Raw genomic sequence first — 24,706 nt, 5'->3', positions numbered from 1 at the left:
GACTTTCAGCTGCTCGTAGTCGACACGATGACGGGCACCATCACCGCGGCCATCACCGCAGCGTTCACATCCGAGACGGCCTTGCGCACCGCCGCGCCTGCCCACTCTCCCTCGGCGATCTGCTTCGCCCTCTGTTTCAGCAGCTTCTTGTCCGCATCCACGATCACCTTGTGCGTCAGGTCCACCGCCGAAATCAACGAGATCAACGCAGCCGTGTGGGGCGACGGCGTCGTCCCGTCGACCAGCGCGCTGCGTAAGGAATCTCGCAACACCTTCTCGTGCGAGGTGTCACGAGCAGGCCACGTCGTGGTCGGGAACAGCCCCAACACCTTGTCCTTGTTCTCGGTGACGAAGCCCTGAGCCACCAGCCGCGCAACCAACTCCTTCGACAGATTCTTCTGCGACTTCTCGATCACCTTCTGCGGCTTCATCGGCCGCGACGCCGACGCCACGAGATCGAACACTCGACGCAGCAGGACGTCGGCGGGGGGCGCTCCTGCGACGACCACATGATCCTTCTTGATCTGTTCACCGGGGCCGGTGATGCGCAGTGAACCGTCCATCGCGAGCTCGACCACCAATGCACCGGCCAGTACGCGCGGCAACTTGGTGCTGTCGGCCAGCGGCTTGCCCGACTCGTCGTCGAGCAACAGCAACAGGAGGTCCTCCGCGATCAAGGTCATGACGCGAGATTACCCAGGATGTACGGGTAGTTGTGAGCCACCAGTTGCTCGAGAATCACTATGTCCACATCGGCGAGCTTGTTCACGTACAGGCAACCTGCGCCTCGCTTGTGCTTGCCCAATCGTTCGAGCAAAGAGTCCGATTCCGGGGCGTACGTCGCGCCGTACACCGACAGATTCGCCTTGCGTGGGGAGAACCCGACGACGAAATACTCGCCCCGACGGCCACTGCCCGTCGTGTATCGGTAGGTGCCGAAACCCACCATGGTCGGCCCCCACATCACCGCCGGCTGCCCGGTCACCCGACCCATCATCTCGGCGAGCACGAGCCCGTCCGCGCGGCGAACCGGATGCTGCACGGCGGCCAGGAAATCCTCGGCCGGCACGTCGGTGGGTCGCGTCAGGTTCTCGTTCAATTGATCAGGGCCTGCCAGTTCGACGGCACTCGCTCACGCGGACCTGGAACTGTCTGATCGAGTGGATGATGTTGCGGTGGAGCCAATTCCGGACCGTCGTACATCTGCTCGTCGGCGTAGTTGTAGAACCAGTCCTCGCCGGGCTCGTAGCTGCGCACGAACTGGTGCCGGGTGGACTCGGCATGCTTACTGGCGTGCTGCGACGGCGAGGAGTCGCAACATCCGATGTGACCGCACTGCGCGCACCGACGCAGATGCACCCACCACCCTTGCGTCTGCGTGCACTCGACACACCCCGGACCCGACGGTGGGACCTTCGGGTCGATGCCTTCGATGGTCATGATGCCTCCTCTATGGCCGGGCTGACGGGCAGTCGCACGATGAATCGCGTGTCACCGGGCTCCGACACCACCCGAAGATCACCCTGATGCTTCTTCACCACGATCCGCCACGAGATGTCCAGGCCGAGACCCGTGCCTTCGCCGACCGGCTTCGTGGTGAAGAACGGCTCGAAGATCCGCGACCGAATCTCCTGCGGCACACCGGGTCCGGTATCGCAGATCTCGATCTGAACCTGATCCTCGTCCAACGATGTCCGCACCGTCAACACCCTCTTCTCCTCGGGGGTCGCCGCCATCGCCTGCACTGCATTGTCGATCAGATTGGTCCACACCTGATTGAGTTCGGCTGCGTATGCCGGAATGGGCGGCACCGCGGGGTCGTAGTCCTTGACCACCCGGATGTCGTCACCGATCTTGCGGCCCAACATGATCAGAGTGCTGTCGAGCAATTCCCGCACGTCGACGGTCTGGTACGGCGCGCGGTCCATCTGCGAATACTGTTTCGCGGCACCGACGAGCGTGGAGATGCGGGTGGTCGAATCTGCGATCTCGTTCATCAGCAACTCGGTTTCGACGGTGTAGTTGAGCCACCGGATCGCACCTTCGAGCATCGTCGGATCGTCCACCGTCGCAGCAACCTTGTCGAGCCACGGCACATCCAGACCGGCCGAGACGAACGTCGGAGCCAAGTCCCAACCGTCACCGATGCCCTTGTCCTCGAACCACTCTCCGAGTTCGTCCTCGCGGTCCGACGCCTCCATCGCGGTCAGCTTCGGAGCCTTGGCCACCAGCTCGACGGCTTCGTTCTGCAGTCCGACCAGATGCGCCATGCTGCCGCGATCGAGAGTGCCGCCGGCGATCATCGCCAACTTCTGCCGCATGTGCGCCACCCGATTCCGCAGCGCCGACGTCGCCCGCACCGCGGCCGCGGCCGGATTGTTCAGCTCGTGCGTCAACCCGGCCGACAGAGAACCCAACGCCAACAGGCGTTCTCGCTGTTCCACTATCTGCTTGGTGTTCTGGTTACCGAAGAACAGACCCTCGAGCAGGTGCAGCGCCATCGGGAACCACTCCCGCACGATGGACGCGAAGCATTCGGCGTCGAGTACGAAGAACCGGGAGCGCTCGGTCACCCGCATCGAACCCTGATATGTCTGCGGCACCCGATCACCCAGGTACGCCTGCCACGCCCCCGCGTACACCCCGCGTTGCGAGGTCCGGTTGACCACCAGATCCTCCCCGCCCGAGAGCTTCGAGAGCACCACGGCACCGTCCATCAACACGTAGAAACACGTCGCCGGATCACCCTCCGAGTACACCGGCCCCGGCTCGATCGTCTCGATACGCCCGTCTCGACAGAGCTCCGCCAACTGTGCGTCGGTGAGCTGCTCGAACAGGAACAGCGTCCGCAACTCCTCCGGATCACACGCGAGCCCACTCACGGGTTCGCCAGATATCTGTGCACCAACATCACGGCCATCGCTCCCTCTCCCACTGCCGACGCGACGCGTTTGGCCGAGTCGGATCGAACGTCGCCGGCTGCGAAGACGCCGGGCACACTCGTCTCGAGGTGATGCGGGAGTCGAGCGGACGTCCATCCGGCAGGTCCCCGTCCGTCGGTGACGAGATCCGGCCCGGTGACCACGAATCCATGGTCGTCCCGCACGAGCACCCCGTCGAGCCACTCGGTGCGCGGTGCCGCCCCGATGAACAGGAACAGATACTGCGCGTCGACAGTCGTCGTCTCGTCGGTTGCCCGGTTCCGCAGCGTGATCGACTCGAGGTGACCGTCGCCCGACACGCCCGCGACCTCGGTGCACGGTCGAACACTGATCTTCGGATTCTCTTCGATCTGCTTGATCAGGTAGTACGACATCGACGCTTCGAGGGAGGTGGCCCGAATCAGAATGGTCACCGACTTCGCCCCGCGCGAGAGGTACACCGCCGCCTGACCCGCCGAGTTCGCGCCGCCCACGATGTAGACGTCCTGCTCGGCGCATCGCGCCGCCTCGGTCATCGCCGATCCGTAGAACACGCCGCGTCCGGTGAAGTCGTCGATTCCGGGAGCGTCCAGCCGGCGATAGGCGACGCCGGTGGACAGGATGATCGTCTGGGCACTGATGCTGCGGCCGTCGGCGAACCGTACGGTGCGCGCGGCACCGTTGGTTTCCAGGCCGACGACGTCCTGCGTGGTGACGACCTCGGCACCGAATTTCAACGCCTGCCGGCGTGCCCGCTCGGCCAGCTGAGCGCCCGACACACCGTCGGGAAAGCCCAGGTAGTTCTCGATGCGAGAACTCTGACCCGCCTGGCCGCCGGTTGCGGTCCGTTCGATCAGGGTGGTCCGCAGGCCCTCCGACGCACCGTAGAGCGCGGCTCCCAATCCCGCCGGTCCGCCGCCGATGACGACCAGGTCGTAGAACTCCTCGGACGGCGACACCGTCAACCCGAGCCGATTGCCGAGTTCGGCGTCGGACGGTTCGATCAACGCATCGCCCTCGGTGGTGATCACCACCGGCAAGCGGGTGTCGTCCACACCCGCGGCGGCCAGCAGCCGGGCACCCTCGGACTCGTCGGACATGTACCAGCGATAGGGCAGCTGATTTCGAGCGAGGAACTCGCGGATCTCCGACGAGCGCGCGGACCAACGATGGCCGATGATCTTGGTGTCCTCGACGGCCCGGTGGTCGTACGCACACCAGGCCTCGAGTTGGGCGTCGAGCACGGGGTAGAGCTTTTCCTCGGGGGGATCCCACGGCTTGAGCAGGTAGTAGTCGAGATCGATGACGTTGATCGCGTCGATCGCCGCATCGGTGTCCGCGTACGCGGTCAGAAGAATGCGACGGGCCGTCGGAAAGATATCCATGGCCTGCTCGAGAAATTCCATGCCGCTCATCTGCGGCATGCGGTAGTCGGCCAGCAGAACGGCGACCGGGTTGCCGCGCAACGCGAGTTCCTTCAGGGCGTCGAGCGCCCCGGCACCGGACTCCGCGCGCACGATGCGGTACTGCTCCCCGTAGCGACGACGCAGATCGCGGGCGACCGATCTCGATACTCCGGGATCGTCGTCGACGCTGAGAATGACCGGTTTCATGACCCTCCAGGACTGGTGCTCGTCAACCTCATGAGCATGCCACCGCGTCGCCCCGAATGGGAGGCAAGCAGTCCTGGAAACAGTGGGGTCAGATTCGGCCGCGTCGAATCAGATCGAGTTCCTGCGGGGTGAGCAGTCGCTCGAGCTTCTCGGCGGGCCACGTACGCGGGCTGCCGCTCATCCTGGCGGTCTTCAACAGTGGTAGATCACTGCTGGTACGACGCATTATCGACTGTAATTTCACGGTGGATCACTCCGAACAATTTCTTCGTTGGTCCCGACACTCCGCTTGCTACATCGATCAGTGTCCGCCCGGTGTTAACGCCTCGGTGGGATCTCGTGCGGCGTTTCGCAGCTCGAGACAGTTTCCTCCGTCCTCGCTCGGGGTAAACGGGAGCCCAAATCTACTGATCGGGGAACGATAGTGAACACGTCGGGAAATTCTGTGGCCAGTTCCGTACAGAACAACGGAGCATTCGAGAAAGCGGCGCGAGCCGGCCACTTCGTCAGCGGAGTGCTGCACATTCTGATCGGATACATCGCGGTTCGGTTGGCGTTCGGCCAGGCCGGCAACGCAGACCAATCCGGTGCACTCGCCGAATTGGCCGAGAAGCCCGGCGGAAAGATCGCACTCTGGGTGGCGGTGGTCGCGTTCGTGGCGCTGGCGCTGTGGCGGATCGTCGAAGCGATCGTCGGCAAGAAATCCGACGCCGACGCCGGCAGTGCGATGGATCGTCTCAAAGCGGCAGCGCTAGCCGTCGTCTACATCGCGTTCGCTTTCTCGACCTACGGCTTCGCTACCGGCTCGGGCAAGTCGAGCGGGCAGCAGAACGCCGGCTGGTCGGCCCGGTTGATGGAGTCGGGCGGCGGCAAGCTCGTGCTCATCGCCGTCGCGCTGGTCGTCATCGGCGTCGGCGGATACCACGTCTACAAGGGCGTCTCGAAGAACTTCCTCGACGACCTCGAAGGGCACCAGAGCGGGGCAGTCGTCAAACTCGGCATCGCCGGTTACGCCGCCAAGGGCACTGCCCTCGTCGGGGCCGGACTCCTCGTCGTGGTGGCCGTTCTGCAATCCGATCCATCAAAGGCCACCGGCATCGACGGTGCCGTCAAGACCCTCGGCTCGCAGCCCTACGGTCAGGTTCTGCTCGTCCTCGCCGGGGTGGGCATCGCGCTCTACGGGCTCTATGCCTTCGTTCTGGCTCGCTTCGCTCGCATGTGAGCGGGAGTGGAGCCTGCGGAACGACCCCAGGTGAGCGGTAATTCGTAGTGGGCTACGAACTTCTGCTCACCTGCGTAGCCAACTGTGTCCGTTGACACATAGGATGCGCACGATTGAGTGTGACATTCAGTTGCATCTACTTCACTACCTGGAGGCCCACGTTGAGCAAGACTCTCGAAGCCACGATCGACATCGCCGCGAGCCCCGAGACCGTCTGGTCCGTCGTCTCGGACCTGCAGCGCATGGGTGAGTGGAGCCCACAGTGCAAGAAGATGAAGGTCTTCGGCGGACCGGTCGGCAAGGGCACCAAGACGCTCAACGTCAATCGCAAGGGAATGCTCGTGTGGCCGACCACCTCCAAGGTCGTCACGTTCGAGCCCAACCGTGAACTCGCGTTCCGCGTCGCCGAGAACAAGACGATCTGGTCCTACACCCTCACCCCGACCGCCACCGGAACGACCGTGGTCGAGAAGCGCGAAGCGCCGACGGGCACGTCGGCTGTGTCGTCGTTCCTGGTGCAACGCGTCCTCGGTGGCATCGACGAATTCGACGTGGAGTTGATCGACGGCATGAACAAGACTCTGCGTCGTATCAAGACCGAGAGCGAGAAGTCGAGCTCGAAATAACTTTTCTCAGGAATGTTTCAGGTTCGTTTCCCACGGGCATCCGTCGTCTCGACAAGCAACAGACACGAACGGAAAGTGGGGGCACCCTATGTTGGGACTCGGATTTGTAGGCTGGATCATCATCGGCGGACTGGCCGGCTGGATCGGTAGCAAGATCATGAAGACCGATGCTCAGATGGGCATCATCCTGAACATCGTCGTCGGCATCATCGGCGGCCTCCTGGGCGGCTTCCTGCTCAGCACCTTCCTCGACGTCGAGGGCGGCGGAATCATCTTCAGCTTCATCACCTGCCTCTTGGGCGCGTGCATCCTGCTGTTCCTGGTCAAGCTCGTGACGGGTCGCAGCCGCGTCTGATTTCACTCGCACTTCTCGACTGCCGGGGCACCTCACGTACGCTGTGAGGGCCTCGGCAGTCGCGCGTCTGCACCTTGTTCCAGCACCACGAACTGCCAGCCCATGTCCGACGAAAAGTTAGAGGAGACCGTGGCACGCCGTCCCGCCCCGATTGGTCAACCGCCCCGCACCGGAGTGGCTCACATCGTCGATTTGGTTCGTGAAACGGTTCCACCGCTACACCCCGCAGGGCTGCCGTTCGTCGGAGGTCCGCTCGCCGTCGCAGTTCTCGGCCGCCGTTCCAAGTGGGTTCGCAACGCCGGTCTCGTTGCCGCCGGAGCCTGCGCCACCTTCTTCCGCCACCCGTCGCGAGTGCCGCCGAACCGCCCCGGCGTCGTCGTCGCTCCCGCCGACGGCCTGGTCACGCTCGTCGACACCGCCGTCCCGCCCGCCGAGCTCGATCTGGGCTCGCAGCCGGTTCCGCGCGTGAGCATCTTCCTCTCGGTTCTCGACGTGCACGTGCAGCGCGTTCCCGTCGCCGGTCGAGTGGTGGAGGTCGTGCACCGAAAGGGCCAGTTCAAGTCCGCGGACCTGGCCGAGGCCAGCGAGGTCAACGAGCGCAACAGCATGCACATCAGGACCGACTCCGGCCAAGATGTCGCCGTCGTACAGATCGCAGGCCTCATCGCTCGACGCATCATCAACAACGCGAAGGTCGGAGACACCCTGTCGATCGGCGACACGTACGGCCTGATCCGATTCGGCTCCCGCGTCGACACCTACTTCCCCGCGGGCACCACACTTCTGGTCGAACGCGGCCAACGCGCCGTCGGAGCCGAGACCGTCCTCGCCGAGCTTCCGCAGTAGAAACCGACATGATCACCAGACGCGCGAAGCCGCCTGCTGCCATCCGTCTGCTCCCGTCCGTCGTCACGATTCTCGCGCTGTGCTCGGGCCTGTCCGCGGTCAAGTTCGCCCTCGACGGCCAGCTCGGCACCGCGCTCGCCATGATCGGTGCCGCTGCGATCCTCGACGCACTGGACGGTCGCATCGCCCGATTGCTCGACGCCACCAGCAAGATCGGCGCCGAACTGGACTCGCTGTCCGACGCCATCTCGTTCGGTGTGGCCCCGGCGCTGGTGCTGTACGTGACGCTGCTCGAGGGCAGCAGCGGCGGCTGGATCGTGGCTCTGGTCTACGCCGTGAGCATCGTGCTCCGCCTCGCGCGCTTCAACACCCTGCTCGACGAGGACGACACGCCTGCCTACGCGCGTGAGTACTTCACCGGTGTTCCCGCCCCCGCCGGAGCGCTCATCGCCATGGCACCGATCGCGGGCTTCGAGCAATTCGGCGACGGCTGGTGGGCCTCGTTCTACGTCGTCGCCGGATGGGCGATCCTCACCGCCGGTCTGATTGTCAGCCGCATCCCCACGTTGGCGCTCAAGACGGTCTCGGTGCCGCCGCGGCTGGCCGCGATCCTGCTGGTGCTCGTCGCGCTGCTCGCCGCCGCGCTCATCACCTTCCCGCTGATCCTGCTGATGGGCTTGGTGCTGGCCTACCTGGTGCACATCCCGTTCGCGGTGCGCTCGCAGCGGTGGACGGCCGCGCGCCCGTACACCTGGGACGCCAAGCCGGCCGAGCGCCGCGCAGAGCGCCGGGCCATCCGACGCGCACCGGGCAACAATCGGCGTTCGCAGGCTCGTCTGGGACTGCGTCGACCTCGCAGCTAGTGCCTCGCGGCTAATGTTGGGTGTGTGACCGAATCCCGCTCGACGACGCCTGAGCTCGTTCTCACCGCCCGCCTCAACACCTCGGCGGCCGACGCCCGACGCGGCGTCGTGCGCCTGCATCCGGAAGTTCTCGCGGCTCTCGGCCTGCGGGAGTGGGATGCCGTGTCGCTCATCGGTTCTCGTCGCACTGCCGCCGTCGTCGCAGCGGCTCCCGACGGATCCCCTCAGGGCACCGCATTGCTGGACGACGTCACTCTCTCCAACACCGGACTTCGCGAAAATGCTTCTGTCGCAGTCGGACCCGTCACCGTTTACGGGGCAAGGACCGTCACGGTGACAGGATCCGCGCTCGCCACCGGTTCCATCTCCGACGCCACCCTGCGCCAAGCGTTGCTCGGTAAGGTGCTGACGGTGGGCGATACGGTCTCGCTCCTCCCCCGCGATCTCGGACCCGGCACCTCGACCACGTCTGCGACGCAGGCGCTGTCGAGGACGTTCGGGGTTGCGTGGACCACCGAACTGTTGACGGTCTCGGCTGTCGACCCGTCGGGTGGGCCGGTGAGTGTGCAGCCCAATTCGGCGGTCGGCTGGGGCTCCGGCACCGTCACCGCTGCACAGCCGTCGGCTGCGTCGATTCCGGCCCCGAAGTCCGCGGCACCGCCGGTGAGTGTGGCGGATCTGGTGGGAGTGAGCGCCCAACAGTCGAAACTCACCGAGTGGCTGCGGCTGGCGTTGGACGAGTCGGAGCTGTTGGCGACGCTGGGCGCGTCGCCGCATCTTGGGGTGTTGATCACCGGACCGGGCGGGGTCGGCAAGGCGACGTTGGCGCGCGCGGTCATCGGCGAACGCGCATGCGTCGTGCTGGACGGACCGTCGATCGGTGCGCTGGAGGCCTCGGCTCGGGTGGACCGGGTCACCGCGGCAGTCGACGAACTCGCCGGCTCCGGGGTTCTGCTGATCACCGACGTCGACGCGTTGCTGCCCTCCGTTCCCGAACCGGCGTCCACGTTCGTCCTCGACGTGCTGCGCCGGGCCGTGGACACTCCCGGTCTGGCGTTGATCGCGACGACGGCTCACCCGGAGGCAACCGATCCCCGGTTGCGCGGTCAGGACCTGTGCGACCGTGAGCTCACCCTCACCCTGCCCGACGCGGCAGGCCGCAAGGGTCTGCTCGAGCATCTGCTGCGCAAGGTTCCGCAGGGCGACGTCGATCTGGCCGAGATAACTTCTCGAACACCGGGTTTCGTGGTCGCCGATCTGGCCGCACTGACGCGGGAGGCGGCGCTGCGGGCGGCGGCTCGCGCATCGAACGATTCGGCCGCGGCCTCGTTGACGCAGGACGATCTGGTGGGCGCTCTCCAGGTGATCCGTCCACTGTCGCGCTCGGGTAGCGAAGAACTGGCCATCGGCAGTCTCACGCTCGACGACGTCGGCGACATGGTGGAGACCAAGCAAGCGCTCACCGAGGCGGTACTGTGGCCGCTGCGTCACCCGGATTCGTTCGCGCGCTTGGGAATCGAGCCGCCGCGAGGAGTTCTGCTGTACGGTCCACCCGGCTGCGGCAAGACGTTCCTCGTGCGAGCGCTGGCCAGTTCCGGGCAGCTCAGCGTGCACTCGGTCAAGGGCGCGGAACTGATGGACAAATGGGTCGGATCATCGGAAAAGGCTGTGCGAGAACTGTTTCAGCGTGCCCGCGATTCCGCTCCGTCGCTGATCTTCCTGGACGAGGTGGATGCGCTCGTCCCCCGACGCGGCCAGAGCTCGGATTCCGGCGTCGGCGACCGCGTTGTCGCGGCGCTGCTGACCGAACTCGACGGCGTCGAACCGTTGCGCGACGTCGTCGTACTCGGGGCGACCAATCGGCCCGATCTGATCGATCCCGCCCTGTTGCGCCCCGGTCGACTCGAGCGCCTGGTGTTCGTGCCGCCGCCGGATTCCGATGCCCGCGTGGACATCCTGAAGGCGTCGGGCAAATCCATCCCGCTCGCCGAGGACGTGGATCTGGAGTCGCTGGCGCGCGATCTCGACGGCTACTCCGCGGCCGACTGCGCGGCCTTGCTGCGTGAGGCCGCGTTGACGGCGATGCGCCGGTCGATGGATGCAGCCGACGTCACCGCCGCCGATGTCGCCGCCGCTCGGGCGACGGTGAAGCCGTCACTCGATCCCGAGCAGGTGGCGCATCTGCGGGCCTACGGGAGTGCCTAGCGGCAGTGGTGCGGTTAGGTGCCCTCTGCGGCACTCGACCACACCACTGCCGGAGGCATTTACTTCCAGCGCGCGAGGACTTCCTCTGCCCGCTTGGCGAGTGTCATCTGGAAGATCGGACCGAAGCTGATGCGGCCGACGCCGAGGGATGCGAAGTGCTTCAGGTCGCCTTCGGCGGGGTTGGCGATGGCATTGATGGGCAGTGGGAGTTCCTCGGCGAGGCGCTTGTAATCGGCGTCGTTGTGGAATCCGACGGGGTAGAGCGAGTCGGCTCCGGCCGCGGCGGCCAGCTTCAGGCGTGCGATGGCGCGGTCGACGCGGTCGCTCTCGTCGCCGATCGCCTTGACGAACAGGTCGGTGCGGGCGTTGATGACCACGTGGACGTCGGTGGCGTCGGACGCTGCGCGCAGTGCTCCGACGAAGTCGGCGTGTTCCTGCGCTTCACGGAGGCGCCCGCCCTCGCTGTGCACGGTGTCCTCGATGTTGAGGCCGACGGCTCCGACGGAGATGAGGCCGTCGATCAGTCGCTTGGGATCCTCGCCGTAGCCGGCTTCGATGTCGACCGACAGCGGCACGTCGACGGCTGCGGAGATCTGCGAGATGCGGGTGAGCAGTTCGTCGAAGGTCATGCCTTCGTTGTCGGGCTTGCCGACGGAGTCGGCGACGGGGTGGCTTCCGACGGTCAGCGCGGTGAAGCCTGCGGACACGGCAAGGTTGGCGGACCAGGCATCCCACACGGTCGGCAGTACGACCGGGTTTCCTGGCTGGTGCAGCTCGAGCAGGGTTGTGGCTTTCTGGGACAGGTTCGTCATGGGTACTCCTCAACGGTGGCCGGTGGAGAACGTACGTTCTCCCGTCTCCAACATACCCGCTTCAGTCGATCAAATCGAGTGCTCTCATCCGGTCGAACACCATCAGGGATCCAGGAGCGACGTCGGGCATCGCCGCGTACTCGTCCCGGGTGAAGTACCTGATCTCGGCAATTTCGCTGGTCGGCGTCGGATCGTTCGCCAGATCGGCGAGGAAACAGGTGATCTCGAGCGGGGTGCCCGCCGGGTGCCCCCAGGCCTCGCACTCGAACACGCCGAGCAATCGGGCGTCCGTCACCGCCGCATCGAGCTCTTCCCTGATCTCACGATGGAGTGCTTGCTCGGGTGTCTCGCCGGGGTCGATCTTTCCGCCCGCCATGTAGAACGCAGATTTGCCGACCGATCGCGTCTGAATCATTCGACGATCCCGGACGTACGCCAGCCCGGCGGTCCGAATGAGATTCGGCTCGGTCACCGGCGCGCTCCCCTCTCACGGACTTGCGGCCGTTCTGTACCGCTTGGCACGCGTCCGACCACGCAAAGTAAAGTGGACATCGACAACTCACGGCTGCCGATCGGCGACCGGTTCGTTACTTCCCAAAGCTTCGCATCGAATTTCATACGGACTTCGCACACCCTACTCATCGCCGCCCTACGACCACCGCTCGGTTTCACCGCCGATGCGACCGAGACGACGGAGTGATTTTTGCTCGCCATTCTTCTTGCGCACGCCGCCGCCGCGCTGCTCGCGCCGCTGCTGGTCCGGTTGTGGGGTCGCAATGCCTTCTTCCCCCTCGCACTCGTACCCCTGCTCAGCCTGATCTGGGTGTTCGGCAACTGGGGAACCGATCAGAAGCTGAACATCGAATGGGTCCCCGGCCTGTCGATGAACATCGACATGCGGTTCGACTCCCTCGCCGCCATCATGTCGCTGCTGGTCCTCGGCATCGGCGCACTGATTCTGCTCTACTGCGCACGCTACTTCGAGGACGACGAGCCCCGGCTCGGACTGTTCGCCGCCGAGATGGTCGCGTTCTCCGGTGCGATGTTCGGCCTCATCACCAGCGACAACATGCTGGTGCTCTACATCTTCTGGGAAATCACGACGGTCCTGTCGTTCCTGCTCGTCGGCCACTACGCCGAGCGAGCCTCGAGCAGACGCGCAGCCACTCAGGCACTGCTCGTCACCACCGCCGGCGGGCTGGCGATGCTGGTCGGCATCATCATCCTCGGCCAGGTGTCCGGCACCTACAACCTCTCCGAGCTGGTCGCGAACGCGCCGGGCGGCTGGTTGCCCGGTGTCGCGATCGTGCTGGTTCTCATCGGCGCACTGAGCAAGTCGGCCATCGTGCCACTGCACTTCTGGCTGCCAGGAGCCATGGCCGCACCGACGCCGGTCAGCGGCTACCTCCATGCCGCCGCGATGGTCAAAGCAGGCATCTACCTGGTGGCACGCCTGGCCCCGGGGTTTGCCGATTCCGGCCCGTGGCGCGCCACCGTGATCAGCCTCGGACTGCTGTCGATGATCCTGGCCGGATGGCGAGCTCTGCGCGCATTCGACCTCAAGCTGATTCTCGCGTTCGGAACCGTCAGCCAGCTCGGCTTCCTCATGGTCCTGGTCGGCATCGGCTCGGAAAAGGCCATGCTCGCCGGCCTGACGATGGTGATCGCACACGCGATGTTCAAAGCGGCGCTGTTCATGGTCGTGGGCATCGTCGATCACACCACCGGCACCCGCGACATCCGCAAACTCGCCCACCTGGGCAAGAAGGCTCCCTGGCTCGCCGCGATAGCGGCGCTGGCCGCGGCCAGCATGGCCGGACTCCCGCCGATGCTCGGTTTCGTCGGCAAGGAGACGGCGTTGTCGGCCGTGATCAGCACGCCGACGCTCGATCCAACGGTCGCGGCGGTCGTCGTCGCAGGCCTGGTGATCGGCTCGATCCTCACAGTCACCTACAGCATCCGGTTCGTCTGGGGCGCGTTCGCACGCAAGCAGCTCAAGCGTCCGAGTCCGTCGGTCAGGGCGATGCACGCACCGTCCGCACTGTTCCTGGCTGCACCTGCTTTCCTGGCGGTTCTCGGCGTGATCGCCGGATTCGGATCCTCGATCGTCGACCGCATCGTCAGTCCCTACGCCCGCACCCTCCCGTCGTACGGCCAGGAGCCCTACCACCTGGCCCTCTGGCACGGATTCAACCTTCCGCTCGCGCTCACGGTCATCGTCGTCACCGGCGGTGTCGGGTTGTTCATCGCGCACCGGGTGGTGAATCGGCTCAAGTTCGAGCACCCCCCGCTCGGCAATGCAGACCGCATCTACGACAACGTGCTCAAGTACATGGACGCCCTGTCCATCCGCCTGACCGGCACCACCCAGCGTGGTTCGCTCCCCCTCACCCAGGGCACGATCCTGCTGACTCTGGTGCTGCTGCCGATGATCGTGTTGCTCGTCGGCCAGGACTCCGGCCTGGACTACACCCTGTGGAACACCCCATTGCAGCTGGTCATCGGCGTGATCATGATCGCCGGTGGCCTCGGAGCCACGGTGATGCGCAACCGCCTGGCCAGCGTCATCCTCGTCGGGCTCACCGGCTACGGCTGCGGCGTCATCTTCGCCATTCACGGCGCACCGGACCTGGCCCTGACCCAGTTCCTCGTCGAGACCCTCACCCTCGTGGTGTTCGTCTTGGTGCTGCGCAAGCTGCCTGCCGAGGTAGACGATCGAGGCTCGGCCGGTTCGCGGGCCCCCCGCGCCGTGCTGGCCGTCGCCGTCGGAGCGACCGTCAGTGTGCTGGGCGCATTCGCGATGAACGCCCGAAACACGGCACCGGTGTCGCTGCTCCTGCCGGACGCCGCATACGACCTGGGCGACGGCAAGAACGTCATCAACGTCATCCTCGTGGACATCCGTGCCTGGGACACCCTCGGCGAGATCTGCGTTCTCCTCGTCGCGGCAACGGGCGTGGCCAGCCTGGTCTTCCGTAACCGCCGGTTCGGCAGCGCTCCGCGGGTGTCCGACGCCCCCGCATCGTCCTCGGATGCGAATTTCGCTGCGGAGACGACGTGGTTGCTCGGCGGCGATCTCATCGATCCACGACATCGCTCGTTGATTCTCGAGGTCACGACGCGGTTGATCTTCCCCACGATCATGGTGCTCTCGATCTACTTCTTCTTCTCCGGCCACAACGCCCCCGGCGGCGGTTTCGCCGGTGGGCTCACCGCCGGACTCGCGCTGGTGCTGCGGTACCTGGCGGGTGGGCGCTACGAGCTCGGCGAGGCAGTGCCGATCGACGCCGGAAAGATCCTCGGACTCGGGCTGATCTTCGCGGCCGGTACCGCGGTGGCGTCGATGTTCCTCGGTGCCCCGGCGTTGTCCTCGGCGACGTTGGAGGTGACGTTGCCGATTCTCGGCGACATCAAGTTGGTCACCGCATTGTTCTTCGACCTCGGTGTGTATCTCATCGTGGTCGGGTTGGTACTCGACGTGCTCCGTAGTCTCGGTGCCCGTCTCGACGCGCAGGTGGAAATGCAGAGCCAAGGCCGAGTGAGCGCCCCATGACCGCAGATCTCGGAATGCTGATCATCACCGGTGTTCTCGTCGCATCGGGTGTGTACCTGCTGCTCGAACGCAGTATCACCAAGATGCTGCTCGGACTGCTGTTGTTCGGCAACGGCGTCAATCTGCTGTTGCTCACCGTCGGCGGGCCCGCGGGGGCACCACCTATCGTGGGCCGCGACAACGCCGTCAATCAGGAGATGGCCGACCCGCTCGCCCAGGCAGTGATCCTGACGGCGATCGTCATCACGATGGGTATCGCGGCGTTCGTGCTGGCGCTGGCGTATCGGTCGTTCACTCTGAACACCAAGGACGACGTCGAGAACGACCCCGAGGACACCAAGGTCTCCCGGCGTCGCTCGATGGCCGAGGCCCCCGACCGCGACCGCTCGGACGACCCGGTGACGGGCGAGCCGAGCTTCGGCGGCGACGCGTTCGACTCGAAGGGCAACCCGATTCCGATCGAGCAACTCGTCAATCGCGAGGACCTCGAATGCTACGAGGATCTGCACGACGGTGACTTCGACAACGACGACGACGATCCGCAGGTGCGCGGGCTCGACGGCATCGACACAGCCGAGAAGGACGACAGCAGGCCACAGAAGAAGGGAGACGACCAGTGACGATCTCCCCAGGAGTGATCGACGTTCTGACTCCGCTGCCGGTACTGATTCCGATGCTTGCGGCAGCTCTGACTCTGGTGCTGGGTCGACGTCCCCGCGCTCAGCGTTTCATCACGATCGTCGCGCTGACCGCTGTGGTCGCGATCTCGTCGGTGATGCTCTACCTCGCCGATCGCGACGGCACCAGCGCGCTGCAGGTCGGCGGTTGGGACTCCCCACTCGGCATCTCCCTCGTGGTGGACCGCCTGTCGGCGATGATGCTCGTCGTCTCGTCGATCGTGCTGCTGGCCGTCATGGTCTACTCGATCGGCCAGGGCATCCGCGACGGCAGCGAGAACCAGCCCGTTTCGATCTTCCTGCCGACCTACCTCGCGCTCACCGCAGGTGTCTGCAACGCGTTCCTCGCCGGTGACCTCTTCAATCTGTTCGTCGGCTTCGAGGTGCTGCTCGCGGCGTCGTTCGTGCTGCTGACACTCGGTGCGAGCGCGGACCGCGTCCGTGCGGGCGTGTCGTACGTGATGGTGTCGATGGTGTCCTCGCTGATCTTCCTGATCGGCATCGCGCTGGTGTACGGCGCAACCGGGACGCTGAACCTGGCCCACATCGCGGTACGGATGGACGACATCAACCCCGGAACCAGAACCGCGATCTTCGCGGTCCTGCTGGTCGCGTTCGGCATCAAGGCCGCGGTGTTCCCACTGTCGACGTGGCTGCCCGACTCCTACCCCACCGCCCCGGCACCGGTCACCGCCGTGTTCGCCGGCCTGCTGACGAAAGTCGGTGTGTACGCGATCATCCGCGCCCACACCCTGCTGTTCCCCGACGGCTCGCTCGACAACGTACTGATGGTCTGTGGTCTGCTGACGATGCTCGTCGGCATCCTCGGCTCCATCGCTCAGAGCGACATCAAGCGACTGCTCTCGTTCACCCTCGTCAGCCATATCGGCTACATGATCTTCGGCGTCGCGCTGTCGACGCAATCGGGATTGTCCGGCTCGATCTACTATGTCGCACACCACATTCTGGTGCAGACGACGCTGTTCCTCGTCGTCGGTCTCATCGAGCGTCAGGCCGGTTCGTCGTCTCTCCGACGCCTCGGCGGTCTGGCTGCGGCCAGCCCGGTCCTGGCGATCGTGTTCTTGGTGCCGGCCCTCAATCTCGGTGGCATTCCGCCGTTCTCGGGCTTCATCGGCAAGGTCGCACTGCTGCAGGCCGGTAGCGAGCAGGGCAGCGTGTTGGCCTGGTTGCTCGTCGCGGGCGGAACGGTCACAAGCTTGCTGACGCTGTACGTCGTCGCCCGTGTCTGGACCAAGGCGTTCTGGCGCGCCCGCGCCGATGCTCCCGAGGGCGACCTGGCCGACAACAGCCCGTCCGCTCTTCTCGACGACTCGTCCGATATCCAGTTCGGTGATCGCGAGGACGTGGGCCGGATGCCGGCCTTCATGTTGCTCCCGACGATCGGGCTCGTTGCCGTCGGCCTGGCCATGACGGTGTTCGCCGGGCCCATCATCGACATCAGCGATCGCGCCGCGGCGGACCTTCGCGACCGATCGGTGTACATCGATGCGGTTCGCGGAGCGGAATTCGTCGGAGATCGGGCCGTGGAGCAGGCACGAGGAAACGAGGAAGGCACTCGATGAAGATGAACCGTTCCTTCCTGCTTCGCCTGTGGACTTTGGCATGGTTGACCGCCATCTGGGTTCTGCTGTGGGGCAACGTCTCTGCGGCGAACATCCTCGGCGGCATTGCCGTGGGACTGCTCATCATGGTGCTGCTGCCGTTGCCTCGCGTTCCGGTCGAGGGCCGCATCCACGTGTTCTCACTCGTCAAGCTGGCCGTCGTATTTCTCTACTACGCAATGGAATCGAGCTTCAGCGTGGCCTGGTTGGCAATCCGGCCCAAGGCTCCACCGGTCACCGGGGTGCTGCGCTGCCGTATCGCGATCAAGTCCGATCTGGTGCTCACCCTGTTCGTCGACGCGATGAATCTCGTGCCCGGCACCATGGTGCTCGAGATCGACCGGACCAGACGCCTGCTGTACGTGCACGTGTTGGACATGGGCACCCAGAAGGCCGTCGACGGTTTCTACGCCTACGTACGAAACCTGGAGAAGCTCTTCATCGCCGCGTTCGAGCGAGACTCCGACTGGAAGCCGAGCCCGCTGCACTACCAGGAGTACGAGCAGTACCACGGAGTGCTCGGCGACGATCCGGCCCAGGCCGATTCGGACGCTCCCCGGGACGACAAGAAGACCGACGACAAGAGGAAGGGGGACTGGTCGTGACCGTCGTACTGGCGATTGCCGGAGCCCTCCTGATCGGTGCCGCGATTCTCACCGCGTACCGACTGCTCGACGGACCGAGCACGCTCGACCGCCTCGTCGCAATGGACACGATCCTGGCCGTCTCGATGTGCGGTCTCGGCGTGTGGGCCGTCTACAGCCGCGACACCACCCTCGTGCCGGCCATCGTCGCGCTGTCACTGGTCAGCTTCGTCGGATCGGTCAGCATCGCACGATTCAGAGTGAGGGACGAATGATCGACACAGTGAGGGGCGAACGATGACCGCAGCCCAGTGGATTGCCTCCGTCTTCATCCTGTTCGGAGCCCTGCTCGCCTTCACCGCAGCCGTGGGCATCGTGCGCTTTCCCGATACCCTCTCGCGGATGCACGCGGCCACCAAACCTCAGGTGGTCGGGCTGATCATGGTTCTGATCGGGGCCGTCATCAGCCTGCGCGGCAACGTCGACATCTGGATGCTCGTGCTGGTGGGCATCTTCACCCTGGTCACCGCTCCGGTCATCGCGCACACGGTCGGCCGCGTCGCCTACCGGGAACAGCGCGGCCGCGACGGACTGCTGATCGTCAACGAGATGGAACCGAACGAATCGGATCAGTAGCGCGATCGGATCAGGATCGGAGGTCGGTGACCAGCGATTCGACGACGGCTCGCAGGTCGCCGCCCGATGTCGCGGCCACGGCCCGTTGACGCTGGTACGACGCCCCCCGCCGGGGAATGTCGGCCACCGCGGCCAGCTCGTCGACGCAGTTCAACCGGACGGCCGTCGGCGTCAGCTTCTCGAGCAGGTCGTGCAGATCGTCGGTGACCAGACGTTCGTTGCTGTCGGAGTCGAGAATGATCTCGGCGTCGAGGCCGTATCGGGCGGCCCGCCACTTGTTCTCCTGCACGTGCCACGGTGGTATCGACGGCAGGGTCTCCCCCGCTTCGAGACGTTCGTCGAGGTGCACGATGAGGCAGTGCGTCAACGCGACGAGAGCGGCGAGCTCCCGCTTGGTCGACGCCCCGTCGCACACCCGAACCTCGATCGTGCCCCACTTGGGGGCAGGCCGAATGTCCCAGTGCATGCCGCCGAGCTGCTCGATGACGCCGGTCTTGAGCTGATCACGGACGAAGCCCTCGAATTGCGACCAGTCCTCGAACTGGAACGGCAGACCGGCCGTCGGCAGCTGCTGGAACATCAGCGCCCGATTGCTGGCGTAGCCGGTGTCGTTGCCCGCCCAGATCGGCGAGGACGCCGACAGCGCCAGCAGGTGCGGGTACTGCAGCAGCAGCGAGTTGAGAATGGGAAAGACCTTGTCGGGAGACGACACACCCACGTGCACGTGGACACCCCAGATCAGCATCTGCCGACCCCACCACTGGGTACGAGCGATCAACTCGTCGTAGCTCGGAGAGCTGGTGAGCTGCTGGGTGGACCACTCGGCGAATGGATGAGTGCCCGCCGAGAACAGATCGATTCCCAATGGGTCCGCAGCGCGCCGCACCAATTCCAGCGAGCCGCCGAGGTCCTCCATGGCCTCCCCGACGTTCTCGCACACTCCGGTGACGAGTTCGACGGTGTTGCGCAACAGTTCCTTGGTCACCCGCGGGGTGTCCCCGGCGAGATCGCGGACGCCGTCCATGACCGCCTCGGCGGAGTTGACCAGGTCCCGCGTGTTCTTGTCGACCAGCGCGATCTCCCACTCGACGCCGAGCGTCGGGCGCGGTGAACTCGCGAAGTCGATCCGGGGAGCGTTCAAACTACTGCAGTACCGCGCATGCCGCCCGCGAGCCGGCGTCGCCGGTCATCAGAGTCGTCATGTCCGGCACAGCGGCACCGTCGGGCAGGGTGTATCGCGGCGGGATGTTGGCGAAGTTGTCAGCACCCTCGTGCACGATCACCGAGGTTCCGGCACCCTCTGCACGCAGATCGTCGAGTGTGATCGCGTCGGTGGTGGTGACGAGCATTCCGGTGCCGTCCTCGCCGACCTGAATGGACGTCAGGTCACCGCTGGCCGGGTGCTCGGTGCGTCCGTCGACCTGCAGGTGACCACCCGCGGACAGGAACGCGCCCGGATCTCCGCCGGTCGGTGCCACGGAGTTCGGCTCGCAGGCGGCGACGGCGTGGACGTGGAAGCCGTGGAAGCCGGGGGTCATACCCTCGACCTCGGCGGTGACGGTGAGCTTGTCGCCCTCGGACGCGAACGAGACCTGGCCGACCTCGGCACCGGCAGCGTCGCGCAGGGTGCCCTCGATGGTCTCGCCGGAGCCCGACTCGGCCGGGCTGTCACCGGCGACAGCTTCCGCCGACGGATCGGCCTCGCCGGTCCAGACCGGCGGCACGGTACCGGGGACATCGGACGGAACCTCGCCGTTGCTGCAGGCGGAGAGCCCGAGCGCTGCGATCGCGAGGACCGGGGCCACGTAACGCAATGAGCGGGTGGCAGCAGTGCGTCGCTTGAACATGTCCATCGGAAATCGCTCCTCTTTCAGGCAGTTTCGCCGGGCTCGGAAATGATAACGTGCCGACCGATTCAGCCGAATCGGGCACGGAAGTCGATGCTGTGGAACTGGCCGCTGTGGGACTACTGAGTCACGATGACGACGACGCCTGCCGTGGATTCGAGTGAGGTCGGCTTGGGCTCGGCCGGGACGCCGAGCTGCGTGGCGATCGTCTGTGCGGCCTGTTCCTCGCCTGCTGTGGTGCCGTAGTACACCGCGGTCTGCGCGAACTGCGCTTCGCTGAAGTTGCCGGTCTCGGCGACGGTCCACCCCTCGGCGGTCAACGTGCTCGCTGTACCAGCCGCCAGGCCGGAGACGTTGGAGTTGTTCAGTACCCGCACCTCGACGTCGGCGGGGGTACCCGAGGTGGTGGTGGTCGGCGCGCTGCTGGTCGGCGCATCAGCTGCCGGTACCTGGGCTGCGGGGGCCTGTGCGGTGGGTGCGACCGCAGCCGGTGCACTCGTCGTTTCGGCAGCGGGTTCGGCGGCCGCTTCGTCGGAATCGGAACCGGTCAGCGACAACGCGCCGATCGCCGCGAACAGGATCGCGAGCGAGATCAACACCATGGCCAGGGCACGGAGTGGTGGCCCGGTCTGTTCCGGGTTCGGGCTGCTCACGTAGTCGACCCTAGCCGACCGTCGACGGCGACCCGGCACACGGAACCCTGGGACCTGCTCAGACGTCGAAACCGAGCCGACGTGCCGCACGAGCCTTCTGCCGGCTCGCACGCAACCGGCGCAGGCGCTTGACCAACATCGGGTCCGCGGCGAGTGCCTCGGGACGATCGACCAACGCGTTCAGGATCTGGTAGTAGCGGGTTGCCGACATCGAGAAGAGTTCCTTGATGGCCTCTTCCTTCGCCCCGGCGTACTTCCACCACTGCCGCTCGAAGGACAGGATGTCGTGCTCTCGTCGACTCAGTCCGTCCGCACCGACCTCGTTCGGATCCTGAGAGCCGTCCGAATTTCCCGGTTGCTGAGACTGGTTCGAGTCACGCGCTGCTGCGCCGTCCATCCCACTCCTCGACTTCTCGACTTCCTCGGGTCGGCAGATCACCCACCCGGAGAAATCTGCTTCCCCCAGCACTGCCGGCACCCGTAGGAGCACCGACCGAATTACACAGTTGTACTTCGGGGATCATTCAACCATGCTCGACGGCTCGAGCACGGCTCCCGCGAGGTACCGGCGCGTGGCGTGTTCGGCGAACACCGGCAGCGAACCCGACCACATGCGCCACCTACTATCCTTGTCGACCATGGCAATTCTTCCCATCCGGATCGTCGGCGATCCGGTGCTGCACACCGCAACCGCTCCCGTCACCGAGTCACCCGCCGAGCTGGCCGAGCTGATCGCCGACATGTACGAGACGTTGGCCGCCGCGAACGGCGTCGGACTCGCCGCGAATCAGGTGGGCGTCGGCAAGCGTCTGTTCATCTACGACTGCCCCGATCAAGGCGAGGACGGCAAGGTCTTCCGCCGGCGCGGCGAGGTCGTCAACCCGGTGCTCGAGACGTCGGAGATCCCGGAGACGATGCCCGACCCGGACGACGACGACGAGGGCTGCCTGTCCGTCCCCGGCGAGCAGCACCCCACCGGGCGCGCCGAGTGGGCTCGCGTGACCGGTACGGACGCCGAGGGCGAGCCCGTCGACATCGAAGGTCGCGGCTTCTTCGCTCGGATGCTCCAGCACGAGGTGGGGCATCTCGACGGTTTCCTCTACACCGACGTGCTCATCGGTCGGCACGCACGGGCCGCGAAGAAGGCCATCAAGCGCGCCGGGTGGGGCGTGCCCGGGCTGAGCTGGACGCCCGGCACGGTGGACGACCCGTTCGGCCACGACGACGAGGACGACGACTGACCGTTCCGGTGGGTACGCGGGTGATGCTTCGCTATCGGTTGCCACCCGGCCACACCCACCCGATGACGGACGTGATCGGCGAACTGGTGTCGATCGACGCCGGTGCGGTCGTGGTGCGCGGCAGGGACGGCACACTGGTGCAGGTTGCAGCCGAACGAATCGTGGCGTTGAAACCCTTGGGGCCCAAGCCGATTCGAACCTCGGAAATTCGCTCCCTCGAGGCTGCCGCTGCCGACGGCTGGCCGGGCGTCGAGCGGGAATGGATCGACGGCTGGCAACTGCGTTTCGGTCACGGGTTCACCGGCCGCGCCAATTCGGCCGTACCGATCGAGCCCGGAGCGTCGACGGCACCCGAGACGCTGGCACGCATCACAGCCCGATACGCCGCTCGCGGATTACCGCCGACGCTCGCCCTTCCCGATCGCCTCGGCACTCCCCCGGCGGGTTGGTCGACGTACAACGAAAGTGCCGTCATGGCCGCGGACATCTCGAAACTCGTTCTGCGAGATGGAGATTCGGCCATCGCCGTCACCGCGGAGCCGACAGCCGAGTGGCTGGATCGCCTGTACTACCAGGGCCGCGCGGCTCCCGCGGGCGCAGCGGAGGTGGTCTCGGCGGTTCGGGGCGGAACCCTCGGTTTCGGCATGATCGGCGCGCGCTCGTCGTCGGCAGCCGCCGTCGGCCGCGCGGCCGTCACCACCGCCCCTGGCGGTCGCTGCTGGGTGGGATTGACCTCGCTCTGGGTCTCCCCCGAGCATCGGCGCAACGGGCTCGGCACCTTGATGTGCGGAGAACTGGTCCGCTGGGGTCGCGAGCACGGCGCGACGCACGCTTACCTGCAGGTGGCGGTCGAGAACACCCGAGCCGTTGCCCTGTACCGAGACCTGGGCTTCGAGGACCATCATCGTTATCGCTACGCCCGGCCCGAGAACGCGACGGGTCCGAACCCTGTCGGGGGCGTTCGATAGGGTTCGTTCCCGTGCGCTTGGCTACTTGGAATGTGAACTCCGTCCGCTCTCGTCAGGATCGAATCGTCGATTGGCTGCAGCGATCCGATGTCGATGTCCTGGCGATGCAGGAAACCAAGTGCAAGGACGCACAGTTTCCGTATCAGCGGTTCACCGACATCGGGTACGAGGTGGCCCACGTCGGGCTGAGTCAGTGGAACGGCGTCGCGATCGCGTCTCGCGTCGGCCTGGACGACGTGCAGGTCGGGTTCGAGGATCAGCCCGGGTTCAGCAAGGATCCCGAGATCGACCCCGCTCAGGAGGCCCGCGCCATCGGTGCCACGTGCGACGGGGTTCGGGTCTGGAGCCTGTACGTGCCGAACGGCCGCGAACTCGCCGATCCGCACTACACCTACAAGCTCGAGTGGCTCGCTGCGCTGAAGGCCGACGCACAGGCGTGGGTGGCAGCGGATCCGCAGGCGCAGATCGCACTCGTGGGCGACTGGAACATCGCGCCCACCGACGACGACGTCTGGGATCCTGCACTGTTCGAGGGCAAGACCCACACCTCGCAGGCCGAGCGCGACGCCTTCACTGCGTTCGGCGACGCCGGCTTCACCGAGGTGACGCGGCAGTTCACCCCCGAGCCCAGGACGTACACCTACTGGGACTACACACAATTGCGCTTCCCGAAGAAGCAGGGTCTGCGCATCGACATGGCGTTGACCTCCCCTGCCCTGGCGGCTCGAGTGACCGGTGCGTCGATCGACCGCGAGGAGCGCAAGGGCAAGGGGGCGAGCGATCACGCTCCGGTGATCGTGGAGATCGGCTGAACAGCGTCCGCCGACCTGTTCGCCACGGCCCTGGCGGCAACAATCGCCCCGACGGCGATCAGCACTCCGTGCGCGATCCGCACGGCCGGCGGGGTGTAGAACTGCGGGAGAAAGAGCACGAACCCTGCAGCGAGCACCACGGCGTAGCGGTTGCGTAGAGCGAATGCCACCAGCCCGACGCCGATCAGCACCAGTCCGAGCCCGAACATGACGGACTGCACGAGCGAGTACCGAATCGGGTCGGCCAGATCGATCAGGCCCGGGTTCGCGTTCTGTACGGCATCGACACCCAGCGCATGCAGGGCAAAGGTTTCTGCGCCGTAGTACGGCAGCACCAACCCGACGCCGATCCAGGTGGTCACGACCGCAAGATCGGACCGTCGACCGGCGTAGAGCACGGTCAGTGCGAGCGCGACGAAGCCGAGCATGGCGAACGTGTGGGCGAGCACCCAATTCGAGGATGCGAAGGCGTCGGCTCCCGCGACGCCCACCTCGTCCGAGTAGGGGCGCAGTGCGGGATATGCGGCGAACATGACTCCGACGAACAGATACAGGGCTACAGGCATCGGTGAAAGCCATCCTTTCGAGAGCGGCGCTCTCTTCAGGAAGCAGTATTCACTCGATGCGGCGATAAAACAAGAGCACTGCTC

At 65.7% G+C, this 24,706-nt stretch carries 27 protein-coding genes; 15 read left to right on the top strand and 12 right to left on the bottom strand.

Translation table 11 applies throughout. The annotated features are described in order from the left end of the window. Window positions 1–5 precede the first annotated feature (5 nt). From CH251_RS15605 to CH251_RS15585, 5 genes are read right to left on the bottom strand one after another with little or no spacing between them, the layout of a single operon-like run. Complete coding sequence (locus CH251_RS15605; protein ID WP_094613946.1) at window positions 6–683, bottom strand: GPP34 family phosphoprotein; 678 nt, start codon at window positions 681–683, stop codon at window positions 6–8. After that, a complete protein-coding gene (locus CH251_RS15600) occupies window positions 680–1,099 on the bottom strand; it encodes a DUF1801 domain-containing protein (RefSeq protein WP_094613945.1) in 420 nt (139 codons plus the stop codon). The genes CH251_RS15605 and CH251_RS15600 overlap by 4 nt, the downstream gene beginning before the upstream one ends. Further along, window positions 1,096–1,440 (bottom strand): UBP-type zinc finger domain-containing protein, encoded by a 345-nt coding sequence (locus CH251_RS15595; protein ID WP_045198761.1) that lies wholly within the window; start codon window positions 1,438–1,440, stop codon window positions 1,096–1,098. The genes CH251_RS15600 and CH251_RS15595 overlap by 4 nt, the downstream gene beginning before the upstream one ends. After that, a complete protein-coding gene (locus CH251_RS28145) occupies window positions 1,437–2,882 on the bottom strand; it encodes an ATP-binding protein (RefSeq protein WP_094613944.1) in 1,446 nt (481 codons plus the stop codon). Before CH251_RS28145 ends, CH251_RS15595 begins: the two co-directional genes overlap by 4 nt. Beyond that, entirely contained in the window at window positions 2,879–4,534 is a 1,656-nt protein-coding gene (locus CH251_RS15585) for an FAD-dependent oxidoreductase (protein ID WP_094613943.1), read from the bottom strand. The genes CH251_RS28145 and CH251_RS15585 overlap by 4 nt, the downstream gene beginning before the upstream one ends. Window positions 4,535–4,979: 445 nt before the next feature. On the opposite strand from CH251_RS15585, the gene CH251_RS15580 reads away from it, so the two are divergent. The 6 genes from CH251_RS15580 (at window position 4,980) to CH251_RS15555 (ending at window position 10,651) form a co-directional block, all read left to right on the top strand. Then, window positions 4,980–5,756, top strand: coding sequence for a DUF1206 domain-containing protein (locus CH251_RS15580; protein WP_256979095.1), 777 nt, complete (start codon window positions 4,980–4,982; stop codon window positions 5,754–5,756). Window positions 5,757–5,917: 161 nt separating this feature from the next. After that, window positions 5,918–6,382 (top strand): SRPBCC family protein, encoded by a 465-nt coding sequence (locus CH251_RS15575; RefSeq protein WP_094614082.1) that lies wholly within the window; start codon window positions 5,918–5,920, stop codon window positions 6,380–6,382. 88 nt (window positions 6,383–6,470) lie between these two features. Beyond that, window positions 6,471–6,737: a GlsB/YeaQ/YmgE family stress response membrane protein gene (locus CH251_RS15570; protein WP_094613941.1), complete on the top strand. Its 267-nt coding sequence runs from the start codon at window positions 6,471–6,473 to the stop codon at window positions 6,735–6,737. A 129-nt stretch (window positions 6,738–6,866) separates the two neighbouring features. Further along, window positions 6,867–7,583 carry a phosphatidylserine decarboxylase gene (locus CH251_RS15565; protein ID WP_094614081.1) on the top strand — a complete coding sequence of 239 codons (717 nt, stop codon included), beginning with the start codon at window positions 6,867–6,869 and terminating at the stop codon, window positions 7,581–7,583. An 8-nt stretch (window positions 7,584–7,591) separates the two neighbouring features. Then, the gene (pssA, locus tag CH251_RS15560; protein ID WP_037186737.1) at window positions 7,592–8,446 is read left to right on the top strand and encodes a CDP-diacylglycerol--serine O-phosphatidyltransferase; all 855 of its coding nucleotides are present in this window, start codon (window positions 7,592–7,594) and stop codon (window positions 8,444–8,446) included. 24 nt (window positions 8,447–8,470) lie between these two features. Next, a complete protein-coding gene (locus CH251_RS15555; protein WP_094613940.1) occupies window positions 8,471–10,651 on the top strand; it encodes an AAA family ATPase in 2,181 nt (726 codons plus the stop codon). A gap of 59 nt (window positions 10,652–10,710) precedes the next feature. On the opposite strand, the gene CH251_RS15550 is transcribed toward CH251_RS15555, so the two are convergent. After that, complete coding sequence (locus CH251_RS15550; protein ID WP_094613939.1) at window positions 10,711–11,463, bottom strand: isocitrate lyase/phosphoenolpyruvate mutase family protein; 753 nt, start codon at window positions 11,461–11,463, stop codon at window positions 10,711–10,713. A 61-nt stretch (window positions 11,464–11,524) separates the two neighbouring features. Next, window positions 11,525–11,878, bottom strand: coding sequence for an NUDIX domain-containing protein (locus CH251_RS15545; RefSeq protein WP_094614080.1), 354 nt, complete (start codon window positions 11,876–11,878; stop codon window positions 11,525–11,527). Window positions 11,879–12,166: 288 nt separating this feature from the next. On the opposite strand from CH251_RS15545, the gene CH251_RS15540 reads away from it, so the two are divergent. The 6 genes from CH251_RS15540 to mnhG are packed head-to-tail and all read left to right on the top strand — an operon-like array spanning window position 12,167 to window position 18,535. After that, window positions 12,167–15,016 carry a Na+/H+ antiporter subunit A gene (locus CH251_RS15540; RefSeq protein ID WP_094613938.1) on the top strand — a complete coding sequence of 950 codons (2,850 nt, stop codon included), beginning with the start codon at window positions 12,167–12,169 and terminating at the stop codon, window positions 15,014–15,016. Beyond that, entirely contained in the window at window positions 15,013–15,636 is a 624-nt protein-coding gene (locus tag CH251_RS15535; RefSeq protein WP_032393775.1) for a Na(+)/H(+) antiporter subunit C, read from the top strand. The genes CH251_RS15540 and CH251_RS15535 overlap by 4 nt, the downstream gene beginning before the upstream one ends. Further along, window positions 15,633–17,276: a Na+/H+ antiporter subunit D gene (locus tag CH251_RS15530; protein ID WP_094613937.1), complete on the top strand. Its 1,644-nt coding sequence runs from the start codon at window positions 15,633–15,635 to the stop codon at window positions 17,274–17,276. Before CH251_RS15535 ends, CH251_RS15530 begins: the two co-directional genes overlap by 4 nt. A 2-nt stretch (window positions 17,277–17,278) precedes the next feature. Beyond that, window positions 17,279–17,920 (top strand): Na+/H+ antiporter subunit E, encoded by a 642-nt coding sequence (locus CH251_RS15525; protein ID WP_373454961.1) that lies wholly within the window; start codon window positions 17,279–17,281, stop codon window positions 17,918–17,920. Further along, window positions 17,917–18,174: a monovalent cation/H+ antiporter complex subunit F gene (locus tag CH251_RS15520; protein WP_032393772.1), complete on the top strand. Its 258-nt coding sequence runs from the start codon at window positions 17,917–17,919 to the stop codon at window positions 18,172–18,174. The genes CH251_RS15525 and CH251_RS15520 overlap by 4 nt, the downstream gene beginning before the upstream one ends. 22 nt (window positions 18,175–18,196) lie before the next feature. Further along, window positions 18,197–18,535, top strand: a complete 339-nt coding sequence (gene mnhG, locus CH251_RS15515; RefSeq protein ID WP_094613935.1) for a monovalent cation/H(+) antiporter subunit G — start codon at window positions 18,197–18,199, stop codon at window positions 18,533–18,535. A 10-nt stretch (window positions 18,536–18,545) separates the two neighbouring features. Here the strand turns inward: mnhG and CH251_RS15510 are convergent, their stop codons facing one another. From CH251_RS15510 to CH251_RS15495, 4 genes are all read right to left on the bottom strand, one after another. Beyond that, window positions 18,546–19,676, bottom strand: a complete 1,131-nt coding sequence (locus CH251_RS15510; protein ID WP_256979094.1) for a glutamate--cysteine ligase — start codon at window positions 19,674–19,676, stop codon at window positions 18,546–18,548. A 1-nt stretch (window position 19,677) separates the two neighbouring features. Then, window positions 19,678–20,388: a superoxide dismutase family protein gene (locus CH251_RS15505; protein WP_094613934.1), complete on the bottom strand. Its 711-nt coding sequence runs from the start codon at window positions 20,386–20,388 to the stop codon at window positions 19,678–19,680. A gap of 113 nt (window positions 20,389–20,501) precedes the next feature. Next, complete coding sequence (locus CH251_RS15500) at window positions 20,502–21,035, bottom strand: LytR C-terminal domain-containing protein (protein WP_179273316.1); 534 nt, start codon at window positions 21,033–21,035, stop codon at window positions 20,502–20,504. A 58-nt stretch (window positions 21,036–21,093) separates the two neighbouring features. Then, window positions 21,094–21,432 carry a DUF3263 domain-containing protein gene (locus CH251_RS15495; protein WP_094613933.1) on the bottom strand — a complete coding sequence of 113 codons (339 nt, stop codon included), beginning with the start codon at window positions 21,430–21,432 and terminating at the stop codon, window positions 21,094–21,096. Between the two features lie 241 nt (window positions 21,433–21,673). Between CH251_RS15495 and CH251_RS15490 the strand changes: the two genes are divergently transcribed. From CH251_RS15490 to CH251_RS15480, 3 genes are all read left to right on the top strand, one after another. Continuing rightward, entirely contained in the window at window positions 21,674–22,276 is a 603-nt protein-coding gene (locus tag CH251_RS15490) for a peptide deformylase (RefSeq protein ID WP_218828308.1), read from the top strand. Between the two features lie 62 nt (window positions 22,277–22,338). Then, window positions 22,339–23,244 (top strand): N-acetyltransferase, encoded by a 906-nt coding sequence (locus CH251_RS15485; RefSeq protein ID WP_256979093.1) that lies wholly within the window; start codon window positions 22,339–22,341, stop codon window positions 23,242–23,244. Between the two features lie 11 nt (window positions 23,245–23,255). After that, a complete protein-coding gene (locus CH251_RS15480; protein ID WP_094613931.1) occupies window positions 23,256–24,056 on the top strand; it encodes an exodeoxyribonuclease III in 801 nt (266 codons plus the stop codon). Here CH251_RS15480 and CH251_RS15475 read toward each other — a convergent pair. Beyond that, window positions 24,026–24,622: a hypothetical protein gene (locus CH251_RS15475; RefSeq protein WP_094613930.1), complete on the bottom strand. Its 597-nt coding sequence runs from the start codon at window positions 24,620–24,622 to the stop codon at window positions 24,026–24,028. The genes CH251_RS15480 and CH251_RS15475 overlap by 31 nt on opposite strands. Window positions 24,623–24,706 lie beyond the last annotated feature (84 nt).

The sequence above is a fragment of the Rhodococcus sp. 06-462-5 genome (assembly GCF_002258315.1).
GTDB lineage: Bacteria > Actinomycetota > Actinomycetes > Mycobacteriales > Mycobacteriaceae > Rhodococcoides.
Note: the sequence above shows the minus strand (reverse complement) of the source record. Positions and strands in the feature narration are given on the sequence as shown.

Bases quoted from the DNA above. Each gene is read 5' to 3' on its own strand.
- CH251_RS15605 (WP_094613946.1), bottom strand. From the start codon at position 683: ATGACCTTGATCGCGGAGGACCTCCTGTTGCTGTTGCTCGACGACGAG.
- CH251_RS15595 (WP_045198761.1), bottom strand. From the start codon at position 1,440: ATGACCATCGAAGGCATCGACCCGAAGGTCCCACCGTCGGGTCCGGGG.
- CH251_RS15585 (WP_094613943.1), bottom strand. From the start codon at position 4,534: ATGAAACCGGTCATTCTCAGCGTCGACGACGATCCCGGAGTATCGAGA.
- CH251_RS15570 (WP_094613941.1), top strand. From the start codon at position 6,471: ATGTTGGGACTCGGATTTGTAGGCTGGATCATCATCGGCGGACTGGCC.
- pssA (WP_037186737.1), top strand. From the start codon at position 7,592: ATGATCACCAGACGCGCGAAGCCGCCTGCTGCCATCCGTCTGCTCCCG.
- CH251_RS15550 (WP_094613939.1), bottom strand. From the start codon at position 11,463: ATGACGAACCTGTCCCAGAAAGCCACAACCCTGCTCGAGCTGCACCAG.
- CH251_RS15545 (WP_094614080.1), bottom strand. From the start codon at position 11,878: ATGATTCAGACGCGATCGGTCGGCAAATCTGCGTTCTACATGGCGGGC.
- CH251_RS15535 (WP_032393775.1), top strand. From the start codon at position 15,013: ATGACCGCAGATCTCGGAATGCTGATCATCACCGGTGTTCTCGTCGCA.
- CH251_RS15525 (WP_373454961.1), top strand. From the start codon at position 17,279: ATGAACCGTTCCTTCCTGCTTCGCCTGTGGACTTTGGCATGGTTGACC.
- mnhG (WP_094613935.1), top strand. From the start codon at position 18,197: ATGACCGCAGCCCAGTGGATTGCCTCCGTCTTCATCCTGTTCGGAGCC.
- CH251_RS15505 (WP_094613934.1), bottom strand. From the start codon at position 20,388: ATGGACATGTTCAAGCGACGCACTGCTGCCACCCGCTCATTGCGTTAC.
- CH251_RS15495 (WP_094613933.1), bottom strand. From the start codon at position 21,432: ATGGACGGCGCAGCAGCGCGTGACTCGAACCAGTCTCAGCAACCGGGA.
- CH251_RS15490 (WP_218828308.1), top strand. From the start codon at position 21,674: ATGGCAATTCTTCCCATCCGGATCGTCGGCGATCCGGTGCTGCACACC.
- CH251_RS15485 (WP_256979093.1), top strand. From the start codon at position 22,339: ATGACGGACGTGATCGGCGAACTGGTGTCGATCGACGCCGGTGCGGTC.
- CH251_RS15475 (WP_094613930.1), bottom strand. From the start codon at position 24,622: ATGCCTGTAGCCCTGTATCTGTTCGTCGGAGTCATGTTCGCCGCATAT.